Origin of the sequence: Lysinibacillus sp. FSL M8-0355 (genome assembly GCF_038008985.1) — a bacterium.
Taxonomy (GTDB): domain Bacteria; phylum Bacillota; class Bacilli; order Bacillales_A; family Planococcaceae; genus Lysinibacillus; species Lysinibacillus fusiformis_D.
In genome coordinates, this window is the sequence record NZ_JBBPAI010000001.1 from 1,035,033 (window position 1) to 1,059,058 (window position 24,026).

At 38.3% G+C, this 24,026-nt stretch carries 21 protein-coding genes; 19 read left to right on the forward strand and 2 right to left on the reverse strand.

What is annotated here, in order from left to right:
- A complete protein-coding gene (locus MKY46_RS04885; RefSeq protein ID WP_036125166.1) occupies positions 1–1,197 on the reverse strand; it encodes a helix-turn-helix transcriptional regulator in 1,197 nt (398 codons plus the stop codon).
- Positions 1,198–1,400: 203 nt separating this feature from the next.
- Between MKY46_RS04885 and MKY46_RS04890 the strand changes: the two genes are divergently transcribed.
- From MKY46_RS04890 to pyrE, 14 genes are all read left to right on the forward strand, one after another.
- A complete protein-coding gene (locus MKY46_RS04890) occupies positions 1,401–1,736 on the forward strand; it encodes a hypothetical protein (RefSeq protein WP_036125161.1) in 336 nt (111 codons plus the stop codon).
- A gap of 24 nt (positions 1,737–1,760) precedes the next feature.
- Entirely contained in the window at positions 1,761–3,329 is a 1,569-nt protein-coding gene (locus tag MKY46_RS04895; protein WP_036125158.1) for a sodium/solute symporter, read from the forward strand.
- Positions 3,330–3,496: 167 nt separating this feature from the next.
- Entirely contained in the window at positions 3,497–3,976 is a 480-nt protein-coding gene (gene lspA, locus MKY46_RS04900) for a signal peptidase II (RefSeq protein ID WP_036125155.1), read from the forward strand.
- Complete coding sequence (locus tag MKY46_RS04905) at positions 3,973–4,884, forward strand: RluA family pseudouridine synthase (RefSeq protein ID WP_036125153.1); 912 nt, start codon at positions 3,973–3,975, stop codon at positions 4,882–4,884. The genes lspA and MKY46_RS04905 overlap by 4 nt, the downstream gene beginning before the upstream one ends.
- A gap of 240 nt (positions 4,885–5,124) precedes the next feature.
- Positions 5,125–5,670 (forward strand): bifunctional pyr operon transcriptional regulator/uracil phosphoribosyltransferase PyrR, encoded by a 546-nt coding sequence (pyrR, locus tag MKY46_RS04910; RefSeq protein ID WP_089931954.1) that lies wholly within the window; start codon positions 5,125–5,127, stop codon positions 5,668–5,670.
- A gap of 17 nt (positions 5,671–5,687) precedes the next feature.
- Entirely contained in the window at positions 5,688–6,998 is a 1,311-nt protein-coding gene (locus tag MKY46_RS04915; protein ID WP_036125061.1) for a uracil-xanthine permease family protein, read from the forward strand.
- A 194-nt stretch (positions 6,999–7,192) separates the two neighbouring features.
- Complete coding sequence (locus tag MKY46_RS04920) at positions 7,193–8,071, forward strand: aspartate carbamoyltransferase catalytic subunit (protein ID WP_036125057.1); 879 nt, start codon at positions 7,193–7,195, stop codon at positions 8,069–8,071.
- A 1-nt stretch (position 8,072) separates the two neighbouring features.
- Positions 8,073–9,350, forward strand: a complete 1,278-nt coding sequence (locus MKY46_RS04925) for a dihydroorotase (RefSeq protein WP_036125051.1) — start codon at positions 8,073–8,075, stop codon at positions 9,348–9,350.
- Positions 9,350–10,450, forward strand: coding sequence for a glutamine-hydrolyzing carbamoyl-phosphate synthase small subunit (gene carA, locus MKY46_RS04930; protein WP_036125049.1), 1,101 nt, complete (start codon positions 9,350–9,352; stop codon positions 10,448–10,450). Before MKY46_RS04925 ends, carA begins: the two co-directional genes overlap by 1 nt.
- A complete protein-coding gene (gene carB, locus MKY46_RS04935; protein ID WP_036125046.1) occupies positions 10,443–13,640 on the forward strand; it encodes a carbamoyl-phosphate synthase large subunit in 3,198 nt (1,065 codons plus the stop codon). The genes carA and carB overlap by 8 nt, the downstream gene beginning before the upstream one ends.
- A 1-nt stretch (position 13,641) precedes the next feature.
- The gene (locus tag MKY46_RS04940; RefSeq protein ID WP_036125045.1) at positions 13,642–14,415 is read left to right on the forward strand and encodes a dihydroorotate dehydrogenase electron transfer subunit; all 774 of its coding nucleotides are present in this window, start codon (positions 13,642–13,644) and stop codon (positions 14,413–14,415) included.
- Positions 14,412–15,323, forward strand: coding sequence for a dihydroorotate dehydrogenase (locus tag MKY46_RS04945; RefSeq protein WP_036125043.1), 912 nt, complete (start codon positions 14,412–14,414; stop codon positions 15,321–15,323). Before MKY46_RS04940 ends, MKY46_RS04945 begins: the two co-directional genes overlap by 4 nt.
- A complete protein-coding gene (gene pyrF / locus MKY46_RS04950) occupies positions 15,323–16,027 on the forward strand; it encodes an orotidine-5'-phosphate decarboxylase (RefSeq protein ID WP_036125041.1) in 705 nt (234 codons plus the stop codon). Before MKY46_RS04945 ends, pyrF begins: the two co-directional genes overlap by 1 nt.
- Positions 16,028–16,030: 3 nt before the next feature.
- Entirely contained in the window at positions 16,031–16,660 is a 630-nt protein-coding gene (pyrE, locus tag MKY46_RS04955; protein ID WP_036125070.1) for an orotate phosphoribosyltransferase, read from the forward strand.
- Positions 16,661–16,733: 73 nt separating this feature from the next.
- On the opposite strand, the gene MKY46_RS04960 is transcribed toward pyrE, so the two are convergent.
- Complete coding sequence (locus MKY46_RS04960; protein WP_036125068.1) at positions 16,734–17,522, reverse strand: MBL fold metallo-hydrolase; 789 nt, start codon at positions 17,520–17,522, stop codon at positions 16,734–16,736.
- 736 nt (positions 17,523–18,258) lie between these two features.
- Here MKY46_RS04960 and MKY46_RS04965 point away from each other — a divergent pair.
- The 5 genes from MKY46_RS04965 to MKY46_RS04985 are packed head-to-tail and all read left to right on the forward strand — an operon-like array spanning position 18,259 to position 23,944.
- Complete coding sequence (locus MKY46_RS04965) at positions 18,259–19,272, forward strand: ABC transporter ATP-binding protein (protein WP_036125038.1); 1,014 nt, start codon at positions 18,259–18,261, stop codon at positions 19,270–19,272.
- Positions 19,269–20,204: an ATP-binding cassette domain-containing protein gene (locus tag MKY46_RS04970; RefSeq protein WP_036125035.1), complete on the forward strand. Its 936-nt coding sequence runs from the start codon at positions 19,269–19,271 to the stop codon at positions 20,202–20,204. The genes MKY46_RS04965 and MKY46_RS04970 overlap by 4 nt, the downstream gene beginning before the upstream one ends.
- A gap of 1 nt (position 20,205) precedes the next feature.
- A complete protein-coding gene (gene opp4B, locus MKY46_RS04975) occupies positions 20,206–21,168 on the forward strand; it encodes an oligopeptide ABC transporter permease (protein WP_036125033.1) in 963 nt (320 codons plus the stop codon).
- Between the two features lie 35 nt (positions 21,169–21,203).
- Complete coding sequence (locus MKY46_RS04980; RefSeq protein WP_036125031.1) at positions 21,204–22,103, forward strand: ABC transporter permease; 900 nt, start codon at positions 21,204–21,206, stop codon at positions 22,101–22,103.
- A gap of 17 nt (positions 22,104–22,120) precedes the next feature.
- On the forward strand, positions 22,121–23,944 hold the full coding sequence (locus tag MKY46_RS04985) for an oligopeptide ABC transporter substrate-binding protein (protein ID WP_036125028.1): 1,824 nt from the start codon (positions 22,121–22,123) through the stop codon (positions 23,942–23,944).
- Positions 23,945–24,026: the final 82 nt, after the last annotated feature.

Genomic DNA, 24,026 nt, shown 5'->3' on the forward strand with positions numbered 1-24,026 from the left:
TTATTTAAATAAAATTTCTGTCGTATTGCGATAGTCCGTTGGAGAGATTCCTACATATTTTTTAAAGGTTAAACTATAGTAATTAGGTGTATTAAAGCCACAGGTGGAGGAGATCTTTTCTACGGTATAGTCGTACTTCCGTAGAAAGGGTAAGCTCTTGATGAGGCGTGTAAAGGCAACATAGTCAACGAAATTACGACCAGTCTCTTTTTTAAATAGCCTGCTAAAATGTGTGGGACTAAAGCTTATATATTTTGCAACATCACGAACGGTCAATTGCTCATCATAATGTTCTTCAATATAATGAATGGCCTTTTGAAGCTGCACATGCTTTGTTAAATCTTCATAATATCTGATATGAATATTATCTATAGGTGGTTTTCTACGTGCTTTTCGTGCTTGACTATAGGACTCCTTTACGTGCATTGCGTCCTGAAACACTCCTCCAACCCCCATGAAAAGATGGATACAATAGTCCTTTTTAAGTGTCTCGATGACCTCCAATAGACATGATTCGCCTACTGTCCAATGTTTAAAAGAGTTATACTCAGTCGGAATTCTCATGAGAAGTAATAAGTAGCGTTCGAAATGTAAAAAAGATAAGGGTGCTTTATTGGCAAAATGCTGACGAAAAACATTTGTAATGTTACTGCTTGCGTCATGAGGAATAGCATCACTATCGATATAGCCCTGAATTAAGAACACAATATTAGGAATACAATTTGTTGATAAAAATGATGCAGATTGAATGATTTCTTGTTCATTATCAATTTCGCCACGTATAAGACGTTTCAAAAATGCTTCTCTGAACGGAGAGGTATGATGCTGGGACACTTGTTGTGATAGCTCAAGCATTGTGAGTGTACTTGCTTTCTTGTCCTGATAGGATGTGTACAGTTTTTTTACGATTCGTAAAAATTTTGATTTCTGTAATGGTTTAATGAGAAGTGCAGGTAAAACTAATTCAATTGCTATACCAGTCGAGTAGGTGAGGTGTTCTGTAACAATTGGGACAATTATACTATTAGGATAATTTCTTTTTAATCGATTAATCTTCACCCAATCAAATAACCGATTGACCTCATAGACAATAATGACCTCATCTTCTCGCTTAGGCACTTTACACTCCTCCAAAGCATTTGGTAAAACCTCTTTTAACCATTCACTCATTTGCTGTTTATCAAATGAGCTTTCCATATACCATACCACCTTTAAAATGCTACCAGCCTCCTACGAATGAAAAGATAAAAATATTTTAACTTAAAATAGCAATTATTTGTACTAATACAGCAAAATTTTATATCTATATTGTGGTTGAAATAGAATAAAATAATTGTAGTGAATAATAATTTGAAATTTCAGATAATTATTCACTGATATGACAAAGGGGGAGTTAGCTTATGGCGGAAGTAGGCAGTCATGATTATGACTACGTGGAGGCAGGAACAATTGATGTGAAAGATCTACCGCCTCTAGATGCAACAACAAATAAAATTATGAAGGATGAATTTACAACAGGTTTAGGCTTAACGGTATTTTACTTTATTTTGATTTTTAGTATTCCTGTTATGAATTGGTTTGCTCCAGCATTTGCATTCAAGAAAATATGGGGCGGTATGACAGTCACATGGTTTGTGACAACGATTGTCATGATGGCTATGGCTTTTATTATTGCGTATGTGCATACGGCCATGTATGAGAAGCGTTTAAAAAAATACGATATAGCAAATAAGTAGGTGAAACAAAGGGGGAAGTGTTGAATGATGGAAGCTCTTTTAGAACCAAAGATGTTAATGACCGTTGCGTTAATGGGAACGATTGTCTACATTACGTATTTAACCAAGAGAAATGCAACAGCTTCGGATTTCTTTGTAGGTGGCCGAAGCTTTGGATGGTTTACAAATGGTTCTGCCATTGGCGGAGATTATTTAAGTGCAGCAACATTTCTTGGAATAGCTGGTTTAACATTTCAACTAGGTTATGATGGTGCTTATTATGCTTTTTGTTTCTCTATTGGATTAACATTATTAGCTATTTTCGTAGCGGGCCCTTTAAGAAGATTTGGTGCATTTACGGTTGCTGATTTTTTAGGTTATCGTTTTCATAGTAGCAGGGCTCGACTCGTAGCGGTTGCAGTCGTTTTAGCCATCTCAGGCTTTTATGCGGCTCCTCAATTACTAGGTGCTGCTCAAATATTAAGTATGTTTTTTGGTACTTCCTATGAATTTGGCATTATCTTTACATGTGTTGTCATGGTTTTTTATGTAGGGATAGGTGGAATGAAAGGTACGACAATCAACCAAGCTTTGGAGCTGTGGATTCGCCTTGGCGCATTTATTGTGATGTTAATTGCTGCAGTTTATGGTGGTTTGCATTACGATAAAATTTTAGCTGCCATCCATTCATTCAGTGGCCCTATTACAGGAACTTCTCCGTATGCCTTAGATGGTAATGATGTGAATTTTGATGGTGCCGCTTGGACAGGCACAGGCTTTTATTTCCCAACATTTTGGCAAACTATTAGTATGACCATTGGTTTAGCCTTAGGGACAATTGGGCTTCCCCATATATTATTACGCTTTTATACAAACCCAAGTGCTAAAGCAGCGCGTAAATCTGCGCTCATGGCTATTGGCATTGCTAGTACGTTTTTCTTATTAGCTGTTTATTTAGGTGTTGTAGGCCGATCTATTTTCATTTCGGGAACAGCTAGTGAGGAGGTAATGCGTGATTTAGTATTAGGTGGGAATAACATGGTCATTCCGACGACAGCCCTTGCGCTAGGTGGTAAATGGTTACTTGGTTTAGTAATTGCAGGTGCATTTGCAGCTATTTTCTCTAATCTTTCAGGGCTATTTATTACAAGCTCTGGCGCATTAGCCCATGATTTATATGCCAATATTATGAAAAAGGATATAACACAAAAACAACGTGTGGTTGCTGGTAAAGTGGCCATTGTATTATTAGGGATTTTATATGGAGCACTTGGTTTACTTGTCAAGGATGCATCCATCGGTCATTTAGTGGCGCTCGCCTTTACGGTTGCAGCAAGTACATTCACGCCAATCTTTATTCTCGGTATTTGGTGGAGGGGCATGACAGAGAAGGGTGCCATTGCAGGATTGCTCATTGGTCTTGGCGTGTCAATGTGGATGATCTTTTTACCAGGAACATTACCAAGTTTCTTGCAGTTTAAAATACCAGGTATTGTGACAGTACCGGTTGGCTTCTTATCTGTTATTATCGTGTCACTACTAGATCGTAAAGTTCCGGCTGATGTCAATGATTTCATGAAGCGAGTGCATTCGAAAGAATCTGAAACCGTTTAACTCAATAAGTCAGAGCTATTTCTATTGCTTAAAAAGTAAATAGAAATAGCTTTTTTATATTCTTGAAAGAGATTGGGCATCCGCCATCTTTTGATGTGATATTAGTTATTGTGATGGGTGCTGTTATGGTAGAATAGGTAAGATGTTGAGTGAACGGAGGAATGACTGTGTATAAATATTATGGATTGGCTGCTTTTGTCGTTTTATTAGATCAATGGACAAAATGGCTAATTGTGAAAAATATGGAGTATGCTGAACGTATTGCTGTGTGGGACCCATGGTTTGGCATTTTATCTCATCGTAATAGAGGTGCAGCATGGGGGATGCTAGAAGGGCAAATGTGGTTATTTAGTATCGTGACAGTTGCTGTCATTTGTGCCATTCTCTACTTTTATCATAAAGAGGCAAAAGGAAAGCCCGTTTTTCAAGTGGGTTTAATGCTATTACTTGGTGGCGCATTAGGAAACTTTATCGATCGTCTTTTTAGAGGAGAAGTGGTCGATTTTGTTGATGTTTTAATTCCAATTATTAATTATGACTTCCCTATTTTTAATGTGGCAGATGCTGCATTAACTATAGCTGTCGTTGTACTAATGATTGGTTTGATTATGGAAGATAAAAAAGAAAAGAAACAGGTGAAACAATGACGCAAGTAACATATACAATCGAAGAACAGCAGCAAGGAGAGCGCATTGATAAAGCACTTTCAAGCTTACAATCAGAGTGGTCACGTACACAAATTGGGAACTGGGTTAATGATGGGATTATCAAAGTGAATGGTGATGCTGTAAAAGCAAAATATAAAGTAAAAGCTGGTGATGTCATCTTGATTGATGTACCAGAAGTAGAAATTCTAGATGTAATAGCCGAAAAATTAGATTTGGATATTGTTTATGAGGATGCAGATGTCCTTGTTGTCAATAAACCAAAGGGGATGGTCGTTCATCCAGCACCAGGCCATATGTCCGGTACACTGGTAAATGGTTTAATGTATCAATGTAAGGATTTATCCGGTATTAATGGTGTGATGCGACCTGGTATTGTCCATCGTATTGATAAAGATACGTCAGGTCTATTAATGGTGGCTAAAAATGATACAGCCCATGAATCGTTAGTGAATCAGTTAGTGAATAAAACGGTGACACGTAAATATATTGCCCTTGTACACGGTCATATCGCACATGATAAGGGGACAATTGATGCACCGATTGGTCGCGATCAAAAGGATCGTCAAAAACAGGCAGTCGTTGATAACGGTAAACATGCGGTGACACACTTCCAAGTTGTGGAGCGTTTTGGTGATTATACACTAGTAGAATGTCGTTTAGAAACGGGACGTACACACCAAATTCGTGTGCATATGAATTATATCGGCTTCCCACTAGTGGGAGATCCAAAATATGGTCCGAAAAAGACAATAGACTTTGGTGGACAAGTTTTGCATGCTGCAACTTTAGGATTTGATCATCCTTCTTCTGGTGAATATTTGGAGTTTGAAACACCACTTCCAGTTGATTATGAGCAATTATTAAATGATTTACGAAATAGGCATTGACGAATAAGAAAAGAAAGTCTATACTAACCACAGTGAATGAACAACATAACTAAATATTCACCTTTAATAGCAGTCCAGAGAGGCTGAGAAGGGACATGTGATAGTGTTGCAAAAATTTGTGCTGCAAATTTTTCGACATGCTTTTTTCGACACGTATACAACCCCTCTCAGGCTATTCGCCTCGAGAGGTTTTTTTATGGACACATGGCTGACACTAGAGTAGAGAGAGGAGGAACGGATATGGCACAAAATGAATTATTAGATGGCCCATCAATGACAAGGGCACTCACACGTATTGCCCATGAAATTATTGAACGCAACAAAGGAATCGATGAATGTATTTTAGTTGGCATTAAAACAAGAGGTGCCTTTCTAGCCAAACGTTTGGCACAACGAATTGAAAAAATTGAAGGTAAACCTATTCGTACAGGGGAAATTGATATTACGCTATACAGAGATGATTTAACAACCAAACATGAAAACGAACAAGCACATGTAGAACAAGTTGATATTGAGTATGTAGTGAAAAATCAAAAGATCATTTTAGTAGACGATGTACTTTATACAGGACGAACAGTACGTGCAGCACTGGATGCTGTAATGGATTTGGGGAGACCTGCTCAAATTCAACTAGCCGTGCTAGTGGATAGAGGGCATCGAGAGTTGCCAATTAGAGCAGACTATGTAGGGAAGAATGTTCCAACTTCTGGCTCTGAGCGCATCATTGTCAACTTACAAGAAGTAGATGGAGAAGATTGCGTCATTATTTATAAAGAAGACGAATAATAAAGTGAGGAAACAATATGTCAAATGCAGTTTTAGATATTAAGGATAAACCAACTCCACTTCAGCTTGTGACATTAAGTTTCCAGCATATGTTTGCGATGTTTGGATCAACAATTTTAGTGCCACAGTTAGTAGGACTTAGTCCAGCGATTGCTCTTTTAACAAGCGGGATTGCTACATTATTCTTCCTATTAATTACGAAATTTCAAGTACCAGCCTATCTAGGGTCGTCCTTCGCCTTTATAGCACCAATCATACTTGCGGCAGGCGGTTTAAACGATGATGGCTCGAGTGTCCACCCAGGCAATGCCATGATCGGTGCGATGGCTGTCGGGATTACGTATGGAATTGTATCCTTAATCATTTGGAAAAGTGGTTATAGGTGGATTATGAAAATTTTGCCGCCAATCGTGGTAGGTCCAGTTATTATGGTAATTGGACTTGGACTATCTGGTACAGCTGTGAATATGGCCATGAACGTCAATGGAGAGTATAGCTTTTTACACTTCTCAGCTGCTTTAGTTACGGTCTTTACAGCGATTATCTTTACGATTTTCTTTAAAGGAATTTTAAGCACTATGCCAATTTTGATGGGCTTAATCGTAGGGTATATTTACTCCATGATCGTAGACATCGTAGATTATACACCAATTGCCCAAGCAAAATTCTTCGCAATGCCTGATTTCTTAATACCAGGTGTGCATTATGAGTTTGAAATAACAACAAAAATTCTACTTATCATGGTACCAATCGTGATTGTAACAATTTCGGAACATATTGGTCACCAGCTAGTATTAGGAAAAGTAGTAGATCGAGATTATATTAAAGAGCCAGGGTTGCACCGTTCCCTATTAGGAGACGGACTTGGAACATTTGTGAGTGCTATAATCGGGGGGCCTCCGAAAACAACTTACGGTGAAAATATTGGTGTACTAGCTATTACTCGAGTGTACAGTATTTACGTTATTGCAGGTGCAGCAGTGGTTGCCATCTTACTATCATTCTTCGGGAAAGCAATGGCAGTGATTGCAACGATTCCAACCGCAGTACTTGGGGGAGTGTCCATCTTACTCTTCGGAATAATCGCAGCAAGTGGCCTACGTATGCTAGTAGATAATCATATTGATTTTGGTAATAGCCGTAACCTAGTTATTGCTTCAGTCATATTAGTCATTGGTATTGGCGGTGCCAAGTTTGTTATCTCTGAATCATTAAGTGTTGAAGGGATGGCGCTAGCCGCGATTATCGGTGTGCTATTGAATGCGATTCTACCAGGTAAGAAAGAAGCAGATATACCTGTACAATACAATCAAAATAAAGATTCATAGTAGTACCTTTTAATGAATTGTCCAGAGAGGCAAAAAAAGGGAAGTTGTGGACAGGCTGAAGTAGGATGTATGTCTTGCTGTAGTTTGTCACGCCTCCTTATGCCTCGTTGATGACATCAACGGGGCTTTTACTTTATATACAGAGAACGTCATACATAGACGTTCACGATTCACAACCTAATGGAGGTCACATGATGAAGAACTTATTATCGATGGAACATTTAACAACAGAAGAGATTAACCAAATCCTAGATCTTGCGCAAGCATTTGAAAATGGTGAAACATCATCGTTATCTCGCCCGTACAAAGTGACCAATCTATTCTTTGAACCAAGTACTCGTACAAAAACAAGCTTTGAAATGGCAGAATACAAAATTGGCTGTCATGTTATCCCTTTCGATGCAGGGTTTTCGAGTGTTACGAAAGGGGAAACGATGTATGATACTGTCAAAACGTTAGAAATGATTGGTTTAGATGCTGTCATCATTCGAGCTTCAGAAGATGAATATTACAATGAGCTGCTGGATGGTATTAATGTAGCGATTATTAATGCAGGGGACGGTGCTGGGCAACATCCTTCACAATCCTTATTGGATCTTTATACCATCAAAAAAGAGTTTGGCTGTTTCGAAGGGTTGAATGTCACAATTGCAGGAGATATCTCTCATAGTCGAGTAGCCAAATCAAATGCAACAGCATTACAAAATTTAGGGGCAAATGTTCATTTCCTTTGCCCACAAGAATGGTCTGGCGGTTTTGAAGCGCATCATTCATGGGATAATCTGATCGAAATAAGTGATGTCATTATGTTACTACGTGTGCAACATGAACGTCATAAAGTAAATAAAAGCTTCTCAAAGGAAGGTTACCATCAAGAGTTTGGTTTAACAATTGAACGAGAAAAGCAAATGAAAGAATCCGCCATTATTATGCATCCAGCACCCGTAAATCGTGATGTTGAAATTGCTTCTGAGTTAGTAGAGTGTGATCGCTCTCGAATTTTTGAACAGGTGCGGAACGGTGTTTACACACGGATGGCTATTATGGAAACCATTTTAAAGGGGAGAGAATAACATGACAAAGGTACTTCAAAATGTACAAATGCTAGATGAACAAGGTGAATTGAAGACAGTCAATATTGCAATGGCAGACGGAAAGATTACGGCTATTGGTCAGAATGTGACTGTAGCAGGTGCAGAACTGATTGAAGGACATGGTTTAATTGTGGCACCAGGCTTTATCGATGTTCATACACATTTACGAGAGCCAGGATTTGAGCATAAAGAAACCATTGCTACAGGCTCCGCCTCAGCAGCAAAGGGTGGCTTTACGACAATTTGTGCGATGCCTAATACAAAGCCAGTACCTGATTCGGTTGACAACATGCAGCTCATCAATGGGCTCATTAAGGACAGCGCTGTTATTCGAGTACTCCCATATGGTTCCCTAACAAAGGATATATCGGGCGAGGTTCGAACAAATATTGAAGAATTAAAAGCACATGGAGCCGTAGCGTTCTCAGATGATGGTGTAGGCATTCAGCTAGCCTCAACGATGTATGAGCAAATGAAAGATGCGGCCCAGCACGATATGGTTGTTGTAGCACATTGTGAGGACAACTCATTAATCTATGATGGTGTGATGCATGAAGGAAAGCGTAATAAAGAGCTTGGGCTTCCAGGGATACCTTCCATTTGTGAATCAGTACAAATTGCACGAGATGTACTACTAGCAGAAGCGGCAGGGGCACGCTACCATGTTTGTCACGTTTCTACGAAGGAATCGGTTCGTGCAGTAAGAGATGCGAAGGCAGCAGGTATTCGTGTCACAGCAGAAGTTTGTCCACATCATTTATTACTAGAAGAGATGGATATACCATCTGACGATGCAAATTGGAAAATGAATCCACCATTACGCGCAGCTGATGATAAGGATTCTCTACATGCAGCACTACTTGATGGCACAATCGACTGCATCGCAACAGATCATGCACCACATACAGTAGAAGAAAAATGCTGCGGTATGGTTGGCGCACCATTTGGTATCGTCGGTTTCGAAACAGCTTTTCCATTGCTTTATACACAATTTGTTGAAACAGGAAAATGGACTTTAAAGCAATTAATTGATTGGATGACAGTGAGAGCAGCTGAGATTTTTGATCTGCCATATGGCACATTAGCAGTAGGCGCTTCAGCGGATATGATTTTAATTGATATTCAAAAAGAACAAACAATTGATGCAGATGGCTTTGTATCAAAAGGTCGTAATACACCATTCAACGGCTGGGTGGCAAAGGGTTGGCCAGTACTAACAATTTTTGAAGGCAATATCGTATATCAGGAGGCAGAGTAATGAAAAAACGTTTACTAGTTTTAGAAGATGGCACAGTATTTACAGGTACAGCATTTGGTAGCGAGCGCGCTTCACAAGGTGAGGTTGTATTTACAACAGGGATGACAGGTTATCAGGAAACGATTTCAGATCCTTCATTCTATGGACAAATTGTTACATTGACATATCCTTTAGTTGGTAATTACGGCATTAACCGTGATGACTTTGAATCGATTACGCCAGCCATTCGTGGATTCGTTGTGCGTGAATTGGCTAAAAAACCTTCAAACTTCCGCTGTGATTTAACTTTAGATGACTATTTGACAGCAAAGGATATCCCAGGAATTGAAGGCATTGATACGCGAAAATTAACACGTATCATACGCAGTAAAGGATCGGTTAAAGCGATTTTGACGGCTGCTGATGAAGAAGTAAATGTGGATGAAATTGTAGCACAATTACAAGCGACACCAGCCATTACACACCATGTCCGTGAAGTATCTCCAAAAGCTGCTTATCCATCTCCTGGTCGTGGTAAACGAGTTGTCTTAATTGATTATGGTATGAAGCACGGAATCCTACGCGAATTAAACAAACGTGATTGTGATGTGTTGGTAGTACCTTATAATACACCAGCTGAGGAAATTTTAGCTTGGCATCCAGATGGTATCATGCTATCCAATGGACCAGGGAATCCTGAAGATGTTCAGGAAGGTATTGAAACAGTACGTAACTTAATAGGAAAAGTGCCAATGTTCGGTATTTGTTTAGGACACCAAATCTTTTCATTAGCTAGTGGAGCAAAAGCCTTCAAACTACCGTTTGGACACCGCGGTGGTAACCACCCAGTCAAAGACTTACGCACAGGACGTACAGATTTAACATCTCAGAACCATGGCTATGCTATCGACATCGATTCATTAAAAGAAACGGATTTAGAATTAACACATATCGCATTAAATGATGGAACATGTGAAGGTGTGCGTCATAAGAAATATCCGATTTTCACAGTGCAATATCACCCAGAAGCATCACCAGGACCAGAGGATTCAAACCACTTATTTGATGAATTCATCGAAATGATGGAAGTAGAAGCAGGGAAGGGGAAACAACATGCCTAAACGTACAGATATTGAAACTATTTTAGTAATTGGCTCAGGCCCAATCGTTATCGGACAAGCAGCAGAATTTGACTATGCAGGTACACAAGCTTGTCTTTCATTAAAAGAAGAAGGCTACCGTGTTATTTTAATCAACTCAAACCCTGCCACAATCATGACAGATACAGAAATTGCGGACAAAGTATATATCGAGCCAATTTCTCTTGATTTTGTCTCTCGTATTTTACGTAAAGAGCGTCCAGATGCGATTTTACCAACACTTGGCGGTCAAACAGGTTTAAATATGGCGATCGAGTTAGACAAATCAGGTATTTTAGACGAGCTTGGTATTGAAATTCTTGGTACAAAACTAGATGCTATCCATAAAGCAGAAGATCGTGATTTATTCCGTAATTTAATGTATGAGCTAGGTGCTCCAGTTCCTGAGTCTGATATTATTCATAACTTAGATGAAGCGAAAAGATTTGTTGCGAAAATTGGATACCCTGTAATTGTTCGACCAGCATTTACACTTGGCGGTACAGGGGGCGGGATTTGCTACAACGATCAAGATTTAGAAGAGATTGTGACATCGGGTTTAAAATATTCACCCGTAACACAATGTTTATTAGAAAAATCAATTGCTGGCTATAAAGAGATTGAATATGAAGTAATGCGTGATGCGGCTAACAATGCCATTGTTGTATGTAACATGGAAAACGTTGACCCAGTAGGAATCCATACAGGTGACTCAATCGTTGTAGCACCAACGCAAACACTATCAGATCGTGAAAACCAAATGCTACGTAATATTTCGCTAGATATTATTCGTGCACTTAAAATAGAGGGTGGCTGCAACGTCCAGCTAGCACTTGATCCATATAGCTTTAATTACTATGTGATTGAAGTAAACCCACGCGTATCGCGTTCATCTGCACTAGCATCTAAAGCAACAGGTTATCCAATTGCTAAGCTAGCAGCTAAAATTGCAGTTGGTTTAACATTAGATGAAATTAAAAACCCTGTAACAGGATCAACATATGCTTGTTTTGAACCTGCACTTGATTATATCGTAGCTAAAATTCCTCGCTGGCCATTCGATAAATTCGAATCAGCTAAACGTAATCTTGGTACGCAAATGAAAGCTACTGGTGAAGTAATGGCATTAGGTCGCACATTTGAGGAAGCTATGTTAAAAGCGGTTCGTTCTCTTGAGACCGGTCAAGTACATTTAGAGTTAAAGCATGCTGAGGAAAATTCAGATTCTTGGATTGAAAAACGTATCCGCAAAGCTGGAGATGAGCGCCTATTCTTTATCGGTGAAGCTTTACGTCGAGGTGTAACAATTGAACAAATTCATGAATGGTCAGCGATTGATCTATTCTTCTTAAATAAGTTTAAAAATATCGTTGATATGGAACAAACACTTGCTGACCATAAAAATGATAAAGATGTCCTACGTACAGCAAAACGTTTAGGCTTTGCAGATAAGAAGGTTGCTGAGCTTTGGGAAACAACACCAGAAGCCATTTATGCTTATCGTAAAGAACACGGCATTATTCCAGTCTATAAAATGGTTGATACATGTGCAGCGGAATTCGAATCGGAAACACCATATTTCTATGGCACATATGAAGAAGAAAATGAATCTATTAAGTCAGAAAAACCTTCTGTTGTGGTACTTGGATCAGGCCCAATCCGCATCGGCCAAGGGGTAGAATTCGATTATGCAACAGTACACTCAGTATGGGCGATTCAAGAGGCTGGCTATGAGGCAATTATTATCAACTCCAACCCAGAGACAGTATCAACAGACTTCTCTGTTTCTGATAAGCTCTACTTCGAGCCATTAACAATTGAGGATGTTATGCATATTATCGATTTAGAACAACCAATTGGTGTTGTTGTTCAATTCGGTGGTCAAACAGCCATTAACCTGGCCGATAAATTAGCAGCAAATGGTGTAAAAATCTTAGGTACATCTTTAGAAGATACTGACCGTGCAGAAAACCGCGATAAGTTCGAGCAGGCTTTACGTGAATTAAACATTCCGCAGCCGCTAGGGGAAACAGCCGTTTCTACAGAGGAGGCTCTTGCCATTAGTGAGCGTCTAGGCTTCCCAGTACTTGTTCGTCCATCGTATGTACTTGGTGGACGTGCAATGGAAATTGTCTACAATCAAGATGAATTACAGCACTATATGGAAAATGCAGTGGAGGCATCTCCAGATCATCCTGTTTTAGTAGACCGTTACTTAACAGGACAGGAAATCGAAGTAGATGCTATCTGTGACGGCGAAAATGTTCTAATTCCAGGAATTATGGAACATATTGAGCGTGCAGGGGTTCACTCTGGAGACTCAATCTCTGTCTATCCACCACAAAAATTAACACAGGCACAAAAGGATACATTAGTTGATTATACAACTCGTCTCGCGAAGGGCCTAGGCATCGTTGGCTTAATGAATATCCAATACGTAATTTCACAGGGCGAAGTATTTGTGATTGAGGTAAACCCACGTTCATCACGTACAGTACCATTCTTAAGTAAAATTACAAATATTCCAATGGCTAACATTGCAACGAAAGCAATCCTTGGAAAATCTATTGTAGAGCAGGGCTACCCAACAGGTTTAGCGCCTGAACAAAAGGGTGTATTTGTAAAAGTACCAGTGTTCTCATTCGCAAAATTACGTCGTGTAGACATTACATTAGGACCTGAAATGAAATCCACTGGTGAGGTAATGGGGAAAGATGCAACATTAGAAAAAGCCCTTTATAAAGGTTTAGTTGCAGCAGGTATGGAAATTCGTACAGAAGGTACAGTATTGTTTACTGTATCTGATAAAGATAAGGAAGAAGCGATTGCATTAGCAAAACGTTTCTCTACGGTAGGGTATCGCATTGTAGCTACTGAAGGTACAGCAAAAGCATTTGAAGAAGCAGGAGTACGTACAGATATTGTTGGCAAGATTGGTGCGAAAGGACAAACATTGATTGACCTTATCCAAAATGGTGAAGCTCAGCTTGTTGTCAATACATTAACTAAAGGGAAGCAGCCAGCTCGTGATGGCTTCCGAATCCGTCGTGAGTCTGTAGAAAATGGCGTACCTTGTCTAACATCTTTAGATACAGCAGAAGCAATGGTTCGTGTTATCGAATCCATGACATTTACAGCAGAACAAATGCCAAAAGCGGAGGTAGTACACTAATATGATACGTCAAGAGAAAATGACGGTCGTCTCTCAAAAGCAAATTGCGACAAACATTTTCGAACTGACACTTCATGGTGAACTGGTTCAGGAGATGACTCCTGGCCAGTTTGTCCATGTAAAGGTGTCAGATTCATTGGAGCCGCTTTTACGTCGACCAATTAGTATTGCAAATATTGATAAAGAAAACAATGAGTTTACTATGATTTATCGTGCTGAAGGACGTGGTACGAAAGTGCTGGCGACGAATCGAGAAGGTCAACAAGTCAACGTGCTTGGTCCAATAGGTAATGGTTTCCCAGTAGATGCGGTACAAGAGGGAGGCACTGCACTATTAGTTGGCGGTGGAATTGGTGTACCACCTTTACATGAATTATCCAAACAATTGAATGCTCGTGGTGTGAAAACCATCCATGTCCTAGGCTTCCAAACAGAGGATGTCTGCTTTTATGAGGATGAATTTAGTGCACTTGGTGAAACACATTATGTGACTGTGGATGGCTCGAAAGGTACAAAAGGCTTTGTAACAACTGTATTAGAGTCAAGTGCCCCAAAGTTTGATGTATTTTATTCCTGTGGACCATTACCGATGTTAAAAGCATTAGAGGGCTTTTATCCTGAAAAAGTGGGTTATTTATCATTTGAAGAACGTATGGGCTGTGGTATTGGAGCTTGCTTTGCATGTGTATGTAAAACAACTGATGAAGTTGAAAAAGACTATGTTAAAGTATGCTCTGATGGTCCAGTTTTCCCGAAAGGAACGGTGGCACTATGAGTCGTTTAACCATTCAAATACCAGGCTTAGCGTTAAAAAATCCAATTATGCCAGCTTCGGGTTGCTTTGGCTTCGGCCGTGAATATGCACAGCTTTATGATTTGTCAAAACTAGGTGCTATCATGATTAAGGCAACAACGGTCGAAACACGTGCCGGTAACCCAACGCCACGTGTTGCTGAAACAGCGGCGGGGATGTTAAATGCAATTGGTTTACAAAATCCAGGCATTGAAAAAGTGATGAATGAAGAATTGACATTTTTAGAGAGCTATGATGTGCCAATTATCGCTAATGTTGCTGGTACTGAAACGGCAGATTATGTGGAAGTAGCACGTCGTATTTCAGCAGCATCAAATGTCAAAGCGTTGGAACTGAATATTTCTTGCCCTAACGTGAAGTGTGGTGGCATCCAGTTTGGGACAGACCCAGCCACAGCACGTCAGCTTGTTGAGGCTGTCAAGGCTGTGTCTGAAGTGCCAGTCTATGTGAAGCTATCACCAAACGTGACAAATATTGTGGATATTGCTTTAGCTGTTGAAGCAGGTGGAGCAGATGGTATTACGATGATAAATACATTGGTAGGTATGCGTTTAGATGAGCGTACAGGAAAGCCTGTCATTGCTAATGGAACAGGTGGACTATCAGGTCCTGCTGTTAAACCTGTAGCAATCCGAATGGTTTATGAGGTGTACAAGGCTGTCAATATTCCGATAATTGGTATGGGTGGTGTAACAGAAGCACAGGATGTCATTGATTTTATGTCTGCAGGTGCTTCAGCTGTAGCAGTAGGAACAGCAAACTTTGTTGACCACTTTGTCTGTCCAAACATCATTGAAGAATTACCAGCAAAGCTTGATGCATTAGGTGTAGAACATATAACAGAGATTATCGGAAGGAGCCATCGCTGATGAATACGAAACCAATATTAGCACTAGATTTTCCAGGAGAAAAAGAAGTGTTTGATTTTCTAAAACAGTTCAATGAGCCTCTTTTCGTGAAAATTGGTATGGAATTATATATGCAAGAAGGGCCTGACATTGTTCGAAAAGTAAAGGATTTAGGTCATGATATTTTCCTTGATTTAAAATTACATGATATCCCGAATACAGTAGGCTCGGCGATGAAGGGTCTAGCAAAACTAGGGGTAGATTTAGTCAATGTCCATGCTGCTGGGGGACGTCCTATGATGGAGGCAGCACTAGAAGGACTTGAATCGGGTACACCTGCTGGCAAAGAACGTCCAGCATTAATAGCCGTTACACAATTAACATCAACAACAGAAGAACAAATGCAAGCAGAACAACAAATTGCTCTATCTTTACAAGAGTCTGTCTTACATTATGCGAGTCTTACAAAACAAGCAGGTTTACAAGGTGTAGTTTGCTCTGTACATGAGGCGAAGGCAATTGCAGAAGTGTGTGGAGATGATTTTCTACGTGTAACACCTGGAATTCGTCTAGCAGGCGGTGCTGCACACGATCAAAAGCGTATTGCCACACCAGATGGCGCAAAGCGTGACGGTTCATCACTCATCGTTGTTGGGCGTGCCGTAACTGGTGCACAGGATCCAGTAGCTGCATATAAAATCGTAAGTGAATTATGGGAGGCATAAATGATGACATTACAAAATGAAATTGCACACGCTATGTTAAAAGTGGGTGCTGTAGAATTAAATCCAACTGAATTATTTACATGGGCGTCTGGTATTAAATCTCCTATTTACTGTGATACTCGTTTAACAATCTCAGACCCAGTTATTCGTAAACAATTAGCAAATGGCTTAGCAGCTGTTATCAAAGAGAATTTTGGTGCAACAGAAATCGTAGCAGGAACAGCTACAGCGGGTATCCCACACGCAGCATGGGTAAGTGATATTTTAGAATTACCGATGGTTTATGTACGATCAAAAGCAAAAGAGCATGGTCGTGGTAATCAAATCGAAGGAAAATACGCAGCAGGTCAAAAAGTAGTTGTTGTGGAGGATATCGTTTCCACAGGCGGTTCTTCGATTACAGCAGTAGAAGCATTGCGTGCAGCTGGCTGTGAAGTATTAGGCGTAGTTTGTGTCTACACCTATAATCTTCCACGCGCTGAGCAAGCATTTGATGAGGCTGGCATTCAGTATGTATCGTTAACAAACTTCGATTATTTAATTGAAGCAGCAAACGAATCAGGTGCTATTAAAGAAGAAGATATTCCATTTTTAAAAGAGTGGCATGCGAAATTAAAGGCTGGAGAGTTATAATGAAAAGCTGTTCTATAGGTTATTTGACCTGTAGAACAGCTTTTTTCTTTCTATTTAAATAGGATGAGGGTATTTAAAATTGAATACTAAAACCATTAAAACGATGAATACCTGTCCCAAAACGTACTAGATTATTCTCACGAAGTGTCATAATTGCCCGTTTCACCTCCAATAAAATAGAAGGATCAAGACCTAATGTGTGATGTGAACCAAAAATTTTCGTAAGCGAAGGTAAGTTAGCTATTTTTTCTAAAGATTGAACTAAATCCTCGGGGGAAGTAGTTGGAAAAAATGCATAAATAGGTGCTTGATCATAGAGTAAGTCCCCTGTAAACAAATAACCATATTTATGATCCAAAATAGCAATATGGCCAGGCGAATGCCCGGGTGTGTGGAGAATTGATAATTTTCGGTTCCCCATATCTATAACATCCCCATCTTCTAAAAATCCAGAAGGCTGTCCCTGAAAAGGCTTGTAATTCGATGGATTAAACGTTTTAGGTGTAGGTAATGTAATATTACGTCCAATATCCTTTCTAATCTGTTCGATAGATAATTTAGGGATACCATTGATTAACCAATCAACTTCATCCTTATGAACATAAATATCATCAAATGCTCCATGGCTACCAATATGATCCCAGTGGACATGTGTTGTCATCACAGAAATGGGCAAAGAGGTTAATTGTTTACTAATCCTTTGAATATTATCAATGCCAAGACCTGTATCAATGAGAACAGCCCGTTTTTCTCCAAGCAATAAAAAGGAATGTACTTTTTCCCAATGACCATATTCACTTATAGCATATGTTTCATTATTGATTTCTTCTACTGTAAACCATTCATCATTAATTTTTGCCATCACAGACAACCCTTCCTTATGTTAATAATTTAATAAAACTTTGTCATTGGAAATTTTAACATAAAAACATGTAATTTCCTTTAAAAATATTCTAAATAGTATTTCTATATCGAAAATCGGAGAAAAAATCGGCAATCAGAAATAATTAAGAAGTATGGTAGATAGCTATAAACTAATAGCTATAAATTATTTTTTTAAAGTAATTTGAAATATTAGCACTTCAACGTCCAAAATTATTTATTGAAAACAAAAATGTGTGAAATATAACTTTTTCATAAAAAGTATTTTTTTTACTTTTTGCTTTAAAATACTGAATTAATTGAATTTTTAAGCATTTTATTTGCGCGAATAAATATAATGTGAAATATCATTAATTATATTTATATAACATTGATTTGTGAGAATTGTAACTTTGTAAAGAAAAAGTAAAATAATTCTTAACTTTAAATACTGAAATTACTATTTTTTTAAGGAAGAGGTATGGTGGAAATTTATATTTTGGTTTGTAATAATTTGAAAAAGGTACTTGCGTTTATACATGTTTTCTAGCTAAAATAATAGCACGGTTTAATTTTCAGATAATTCTATCAGCGGCTTACGCGTTTAAAGCGAAAAAATTATTAAAATTATACTAGCTATAATGAAAAAGAGAGGGGAAGAGAGAAAAATTAAATATGATTCTGATATAAAGTATCATTTGTATTTTCAGAATATTGAATAATAGAGGAGAGATTGTTTGAATACAGCAAAAGACTTATTAACAATTACAAATTTGTCTACAAGTTTTCGCATTAAAGATACATACCACGCTGCTGTAGATGATGTCTCACTTTCCCTTAAAAAAAATGAGGTATTAGCAATAGTTGGAGAATCTGGTTGTGGTAAAAGTACATTAGCGACTACTATTGTAGGCTTGCACAATGAAGTAAATACAAAGGTTTCTGGTGATATTTTTTATAATAATCAAAATTTAGCTCAATTGAATGACCAACAATTTAATAACTTACGTGGTAATGACATAGGATTTATCTTTCAGGACCCACTTTCAGCACTTAACCCTTTAATGAGAATTAACGAACAAATTGAAGAAGGGTTAATCTATCATACTAAGCTTTCAAAACAACAGCGAAGTGAAAGAGTATTAGAACTACTAAATCAAGTTGGGATTGCGAACCCAAAACGTGTTGCTAGACAATTTCCGCATCAGTTATCTGGTGGTATGCGTCAGCGTGTCATGATTGCAATTGCCTTATCATGTAAGCCTGCTATATTAATTGCTGATGAACCGACAACAGCTTTAGATGTTACGATTCAGGCTCAAATTTTGGACCTGTTAAAAACATTACAGACTGAAACGGAGACAGGCATTATTCTCATTACTCATGATTTGGGTGTTGTAGCAGAGATGGCTGATCGAGTTGTAGTTATGTATGCAGGGGAAGTAGTGGAAGAGGCTCCCGTTCAGGAATTATTCAATAATCCAAGACATCCATACACTCGCTCGCTATTAAATTCAATTCCACAAACACATAGCGAAAATGAAAGACTCGAGGTTATTCAAGGGATGGTGCCATCTCTAATAAATTTACCTCGAGAAGGTTGTCGTTTTTCAGGAAGAATTCCGTGGATTGATGCATCTTCACACGAGACAAAACCTCAATTACATGAAATTGCACCAGGACATTTTGTGAGATGTACCTGCTGGAAACACTTTCATTTTGAAGGTGAAGAAGGGGGCGGGGCTATATGAGCTTTATGCAAATTAAGGATTTAAATGTTCATTATCCAATACGTGGTGGATTTTTTAATACTATTGTTGATCGAGTATATGCGGTGGATGGCGTGACAATGGAATTTGAGAAAGGGAAAACTTATGGATTAGTAGGTGAATCAGGATCTGGTAAATCGACTACTGGAAAAGCGATAATTGGCTTAGAAAAAATCACCTCTGGTCAAATTTTTTATGAGGGTGAGAATGTGACAAATCAACAAAGACAGCGTGATTCTGCCTATAACAAAGATATTCAAATGATTTTCCAAGACTCTCATTCAAGTATGAATCCTAGAAAACGCGTTCTTGATATTCTAGCAGAACCAATTCGAAATTTCATGAAGCTAAGTGATCAAGAGGAACGCAAACGTATTAAAGAACTACTAGCTATTGTTGGGATGTCAGAGGATGTCTTACTTAAATATCCACATGAATTTTCGGGAGGACAAAAGCAACGTCTTGGCATTGCGCGAGCGGTTGCATGTAACCCTAAAATGATCATTGCGGATGAGCCTGTTTCTGCGCTAGATCTATCTGTACAAGCACAGGTCTTAAATTTTATGAAAGATATCCAAAATGAATATGGTCTTACTTACTTATTCATTTCCCACGATTTAGGTGTTGTTAAACATATGTGTGATCATATTTCTATTATGTATAAAGGACGCTTTGTGGAAACTGGTACAAGACATGATATTTATAAGAATCCACAGCATATTTACACGAATCGACTTTTATCAGCCATCCCGAATATCGAACCAGAGACTAGGAATGAGCGCAAATTAATTCGACAAAAAGTAGAAGAGAATTATCAACAAGAGCAACATAAATATTATGATGAGCATGGAAAAGTCTATCCACTGAAATCCATTTCAGAGACACATATGGTTGCAATGTCGGGAGGAATGTGAAATGTGGAAAACAATTATTAGAAGAGTAATTTTAATGATTCCTCAAATGTTTGTATTAAGCTTAATCATTTTTATCCTAGCAAAACAAATGCCAGGTGATCCTTTTACGGGGTTAATTACTCCAGAGACGGATCCTGCAAGAATTGAGGAACTAAGAATTCAAGCGGGTTACTATGACCCTTGGTATGTACAATATTACCATTGGGTAATCAATGCCTTTCAGGGCGATTTTGGACAAAGCTATACATATAAACTTGCAGTGTCCACATTGATTGGCGAGCGTGCATTAAACACATTCTGGCTCGCTCTACTTAGTACCATTCTCGTTTATTTAATAGCTATTCCATTAGGAATGATAGCTGGACGTAAGCAGGATACTTTGTACGATAAGTCGATTACTCTGTATAGCTTTATAAGCTATGCAATACCGACCTTTGTATTGGGTTTAATCTTCTTATATATCTTTGGATACCGTTTAATGTGGTTCCCAACGAGCGGAACAGTCGATGTAGGTGTAGAGCCTGGAACACTCGAGTATTATTGGAATCGTTTGTATCATTTAATATTACCTGCAATGACGTATGCAATATTAGCTACAACGACGATTATTCAATACTTACGTTCAGAAATTATCGATGCCAAGACACAGGATTATGTTAAAACAGCACGTAGTAAAGGTGTACCGATGAAAAAAATCTATAGAAGACATATTTTCCGTAACTCCTTATTACCAATTGCAGCCTTCCTTGGCTTTACAATTACAGGTTTATTAGGCGGCTCGATATTCATAGAGACAATTTTTGGCTTCCCGGGCATGGGGCAATTATTCATCCATTCCGTAACAAGTCGCGATTATAGTGTTATTACAGCTCTTGTTATGCTTTATGGCTTCTTAGCGTTATTAGGTAGTCTATTGTCAGATATAATTATGAGCATTGTTGATCCACGTATCCGCATAGACTAACAGCTAAATTGAACGCATAAGGAGAGGTGAATAAAATGGATCAAAAAAATGATGTAGTGAAAGTTGAAAGTACTCCACCAACAGGAATTCAAGTGGTTATACGTGAATTTAGAAAAGATAAATTAGCATTATTTTCATTTATAGGAATAACATTACTTATAATTGCGATATTAATTATGTCCTTTTTTATGAACCAGGATGAAATATTACGAATTAAATTATTAGAGCGTTTTACAGAACCCGGCGTTAATGGATATATCCTTGGGGCTGATGAAGCTGGGCGTGATATGTATGGACAGCTTATTATCGGTGCGAAAAATTCTATTTTAATTGCAATTGCTATCACTCTTATTGCAAATGCTTTAGGGATCGCACTAGGTATAATAATGGGCTACTATGGTGGCTTTATTGATAATTTATTTATGCGTATCATTGATTTTCTTATGACATTACCGACATTAATGATTATCATTGTATTAGTTACAATTATTCCTAAATATGGTGTTTTAGAGTTAATTTTGATTTTAAGTGCCTTTCAATGGATAGGTACTGCACGTCTTGTTCGAAGTAAAGCTTTATCTGAAGGACGACGAGATTATGTAAGTGCCTCCAAAACAATGGGGACTAGTGATTTTGCCATTATGTTTAAAGGGATACTACCAAATTTAAGTTCGTTGCTAATAGTAGAGTTAACGTTGAACTTTGCAGGGAATGTGGGTATTGAAACAGGTCTATCATTTTTAGGCTTTGGTTTACCTCCTTCTACACCTAGCTTAGGGACATTAGTAAGCTATGCAACAAACCCGATAGTATTATCTACAAAATGGTGGATTTGGTTGCCCGCATCATTATTAATTTTAGTTTTGATGCTTGGTATAAATTATGTTGGTCAAGCGCTAAGACGTGCGGCTGACGCAAAACAACGATTAGGATAAAAGGGGAGGATTTACACATGAAGAAGAATTGGTTATTCCTATCCGTACTTTTTGCATTCATGCTAATTTTAGCAGCCTGCAATGGTGGTGGAGGCAGTGGGTCTGAAAAAGGCTCAGAAACAGATAATACAGAAAAGTCAGGTGAAACAGAAAAATCCGGTGAATCTGAGGCAACAAATGATTCGTTACTTCCAATGGAGGTAACAAATGAAGGAGAAGCAATTCAAGGTGGTACATTACGTGTAGGACTTGTAGCAAGCTCTCCATTCCAAGGGATTTTCAACTATGAACTTTATGAAGATGCCTATGACTCAGATATTTTAGCATTTATGACAAATTCAATATTTGACGTTGATGGTGACTTCCTTATTACTGATAAGGGCGCTGCAAAATTAGAAGTTGACACTGATGCTAAAACAGCAACAGTCACATTGCAAGGTGATTATAAATGGTCTGATGGTACACCAGTAACAGCAGAAGATTTAATATATCCTTACGAAATTATTGGACATCCTGATTATACAGGTGTACGTTACGATGATGACTTCAGAAATATTGTAGGGGCTGAAGAATATCATAATGGCAAGGCTGATACAATCTCAGGTATTACAAAAGTAGATGATAAATCAATTAAAATTCAATTTAAAAAAGTATCACCTGCAATTTATTATGGCGGGGATGGCTTATGGGGTTATGCAGAACCAAAGCATCAATTAGAGTCAATTCCAGTAAAAGATTTACTAGCTTCAGATGCAGTACGAAAAAATCCTGTGACTCTTGGCGCATTTAAACTTGATAAAGTTGTTAATGGTGAATCTGTACAACTTGTAGCTAACGAACATTACTTTAAAGGAAAGCCGAAAGTTGATAAAGTTGTAATCGAAGTTGTTCCACCAACTTCAATTGGTGAGGCGTTAAGAACAGGGAAATATGACCTAGCAACATCTTATCCAACTACTCAATTTGATAGTATTAAATCTTTAGAAAATATTTCTGTACTTGGTCGACCAGAATTGTCTTATTCTTATATCGGTTTTAAGTTAGGAAAATATGATACAACGGCAAAAGTAAACGTGTTTGATGAAAAATCAAAAATGAACAATGTAGAGTTACGCCAAGCAATTGCTTTCGCAACAGATGTTGAGGGAGTGGCTGAAAAATTCTATCAAGGCTTGCGTGTACGTGGGAACTCTTTAATTCCACCAGTATTCTCATTCTATGATGAAACATTAGAGGGTTACCATTACGATCCAGAAAAAGCGAAAGAGTTATTAGATAAAGCTGGTTTTAAAGATGTTGATGGTGATGGAATTCGTGAAGATAAAGATGGTAAAAAATTCTCTATTCGTTTAGCTTCTATGGCTGGGTCAGAAACGGATGAAGCAATTGTTGAATACTTCCGTCAAAATTGGAAAGAAGTTGGTTTAGATGTACAGTTAACAACTGGACGTCTTATCGAGTTCAATGCATTTTATGATAAAGTACAAGCAGATGATCCGGAGATCGATATGTTTATGGCAGCTTGGAATACAGGAACAAATCCATCTCCAGCGGGTTTATATAGTGTAGGTGCTGAATTCAACTTTAGCCGCTATGTATCACCTGAGTTAACAAAATTATTAGCAGCTATCGACTCAGAAGATGCTATGGATCAAGATAAACGCTCTAAAGCTTTCCGTGAATGGCAAGAATATATGAGTGATAAAGCAATGGTAGTTCCAACATTCTTCAGAACTGAAGTTATTCCAGTTAATAAACGCGTGAAAAATTACAATGTTGATTATGCAAATCTTACAGAGTTACAAGATATTGAATTAATAGCAGATGCTCCAATAAAATAATAGGTATCAAAGAAGCAGTCTTTCTTGATAGAAGAAAGACTGTTTTTTCAAAACCTATTTAAGGATGCTGTGAATGAAAGAA

What these genes read in the sequence shown, in the direction of transcription:
- MKY46_RS04885 (WP_036125166.1), bottom strand. Translation starts at nt 1,197, where the DNA reads ATGGAAAGCTCATTTGATAAACAGCAAATGAGTGAATGGTTAAAAGAG.
- MKY46_RS04890 (WP_036125161.1), top strand. Translation starts at nt 1,401, where the DNA reads ATGGCGGAAGTAGGCAGTCATGATTATGACTACGTGGAGGCAGGAACA.
- MKY46_RS04895 (WP_036125158.1), top strand. Translation starts at nt 1,761, where the DNA reads ATGATGGAAGCTCTTTTAGAACCAAAGATGTTAATGACCGTTGCGTTA.
- MKY46_RS04905 (WP_036125153.1), top strand. Translation starts at nt 3,973, where the DNA reads ATGACGCAAGTAACATATACAATCGAAGAACAGCAGCAAGGAGAGCGC.
- pyrR (WP_089931954.1), top strand. Translation starts at nt 5,125, where the DNA reads ATGGCACAAAATGAATTATTAGATGGCCCATCAATGACAAGGGCACTC.
- MKY46_RS04915 (WP_036125061.1), top strand. Translation starts at nt 5,688, where the DNA reads ATGTCAAATGCAGTTTTAGATATTAAGGATAAACCAACTCCACTTCAG.
- MKY46_RS04920 (WP_036125057.1), top strand. Translation starts at nt 7,193, where the DNA reads ATGAAGAACTTATTATCGATGGAACATTTAACAACAGAAGAGATTAAC.
- MKY46_RS04925 (WP_036125051.1), top strand. Translation starts at nt 8,073, where the DNA reads ATGACAAAGGTACTTCAAAATGTACAAATGCTAGATGAACAAGGTGAA.
- carA (WP_036125049.1), top strand. Translation starts at nt 9,350, where the DNA reads ATGAAAAAACGTTTACTAGTTTTAGAAGATGGCACAGTATTTACAGGT.
- carB (WP_036125046.1), top strand. Translation starts at nt 10,443, where the DNA reads ATGCCTAAACGTACAGATATTGAAACTATTTTAGTAATTGGCTCAGGC.
- MKY46_RS04940 (WP_036125045.1), top strand. Translation starts at nt 13,642, where the DNA reads ATGATACGTCAAGAGAAAATGACGGTCGTCTCTCAAAAGCAAATTGCG.
- MKY46_RS04945 (WP_036125043.1), top strand. Translation starts at nt 14,412, where the DNA reads ATGAGTCGTTTAACCATTCAAATACCAGGCTTAGCGTTAAAAAATCCA.
- pyrF (WP_036125041.1), top strand. Translation starts at nt 15,323, where the DNA reads ATGAATACGAAACCAATATTAGCACTAGATTTTCCAGGAGAAAAAGAA.
- pyrE (WP_036125070.1), top strand. Translation starts at nt 16,031, where the DNA reads ATGACATTACAAAATGAAATTGCACACGCTATGTTAAAAGTGGGTGCT.
- MKY46_RS04960 (WP_036125068.1), bottom strand. Translation starts at nt 17,522, where the DNA reads ATGGCAAAAATTAATGATGAATGGTTTACAGTAGAAGAAATCAATAAT.
- MKY46_RS04970 (WP_036125035.1), top strand. Translation starts at nt 19,269, where the DNA reads ATGAGCTTTATGCAAATTAAGGATTTAAATGTTCATTATCCAATACGT.
- opp4B (WP_036125033.1), top strand. Translation starts at nt 20,206, where the DNA reads ATGTGGAAAACAATTATTAGAAGAGTAATTTTAATGATTCCTCAAATG.
- MKY46_RS04980 (WP_036125031.1), top strand. Translation starts at nt 21,204, where the DNA reads ATGGATCAAAAAAATGATGTAGTGAAAGTTGAAAGTACTCCACCAACA.
- MKY46_RS04985 (WP_036125028.1), top strand. Translation starts at nt 22,121, where the DNA reads ATGAAGAAGAATTGGTTATTCCTATCCGTACTTTTTGCATTCATGCTA.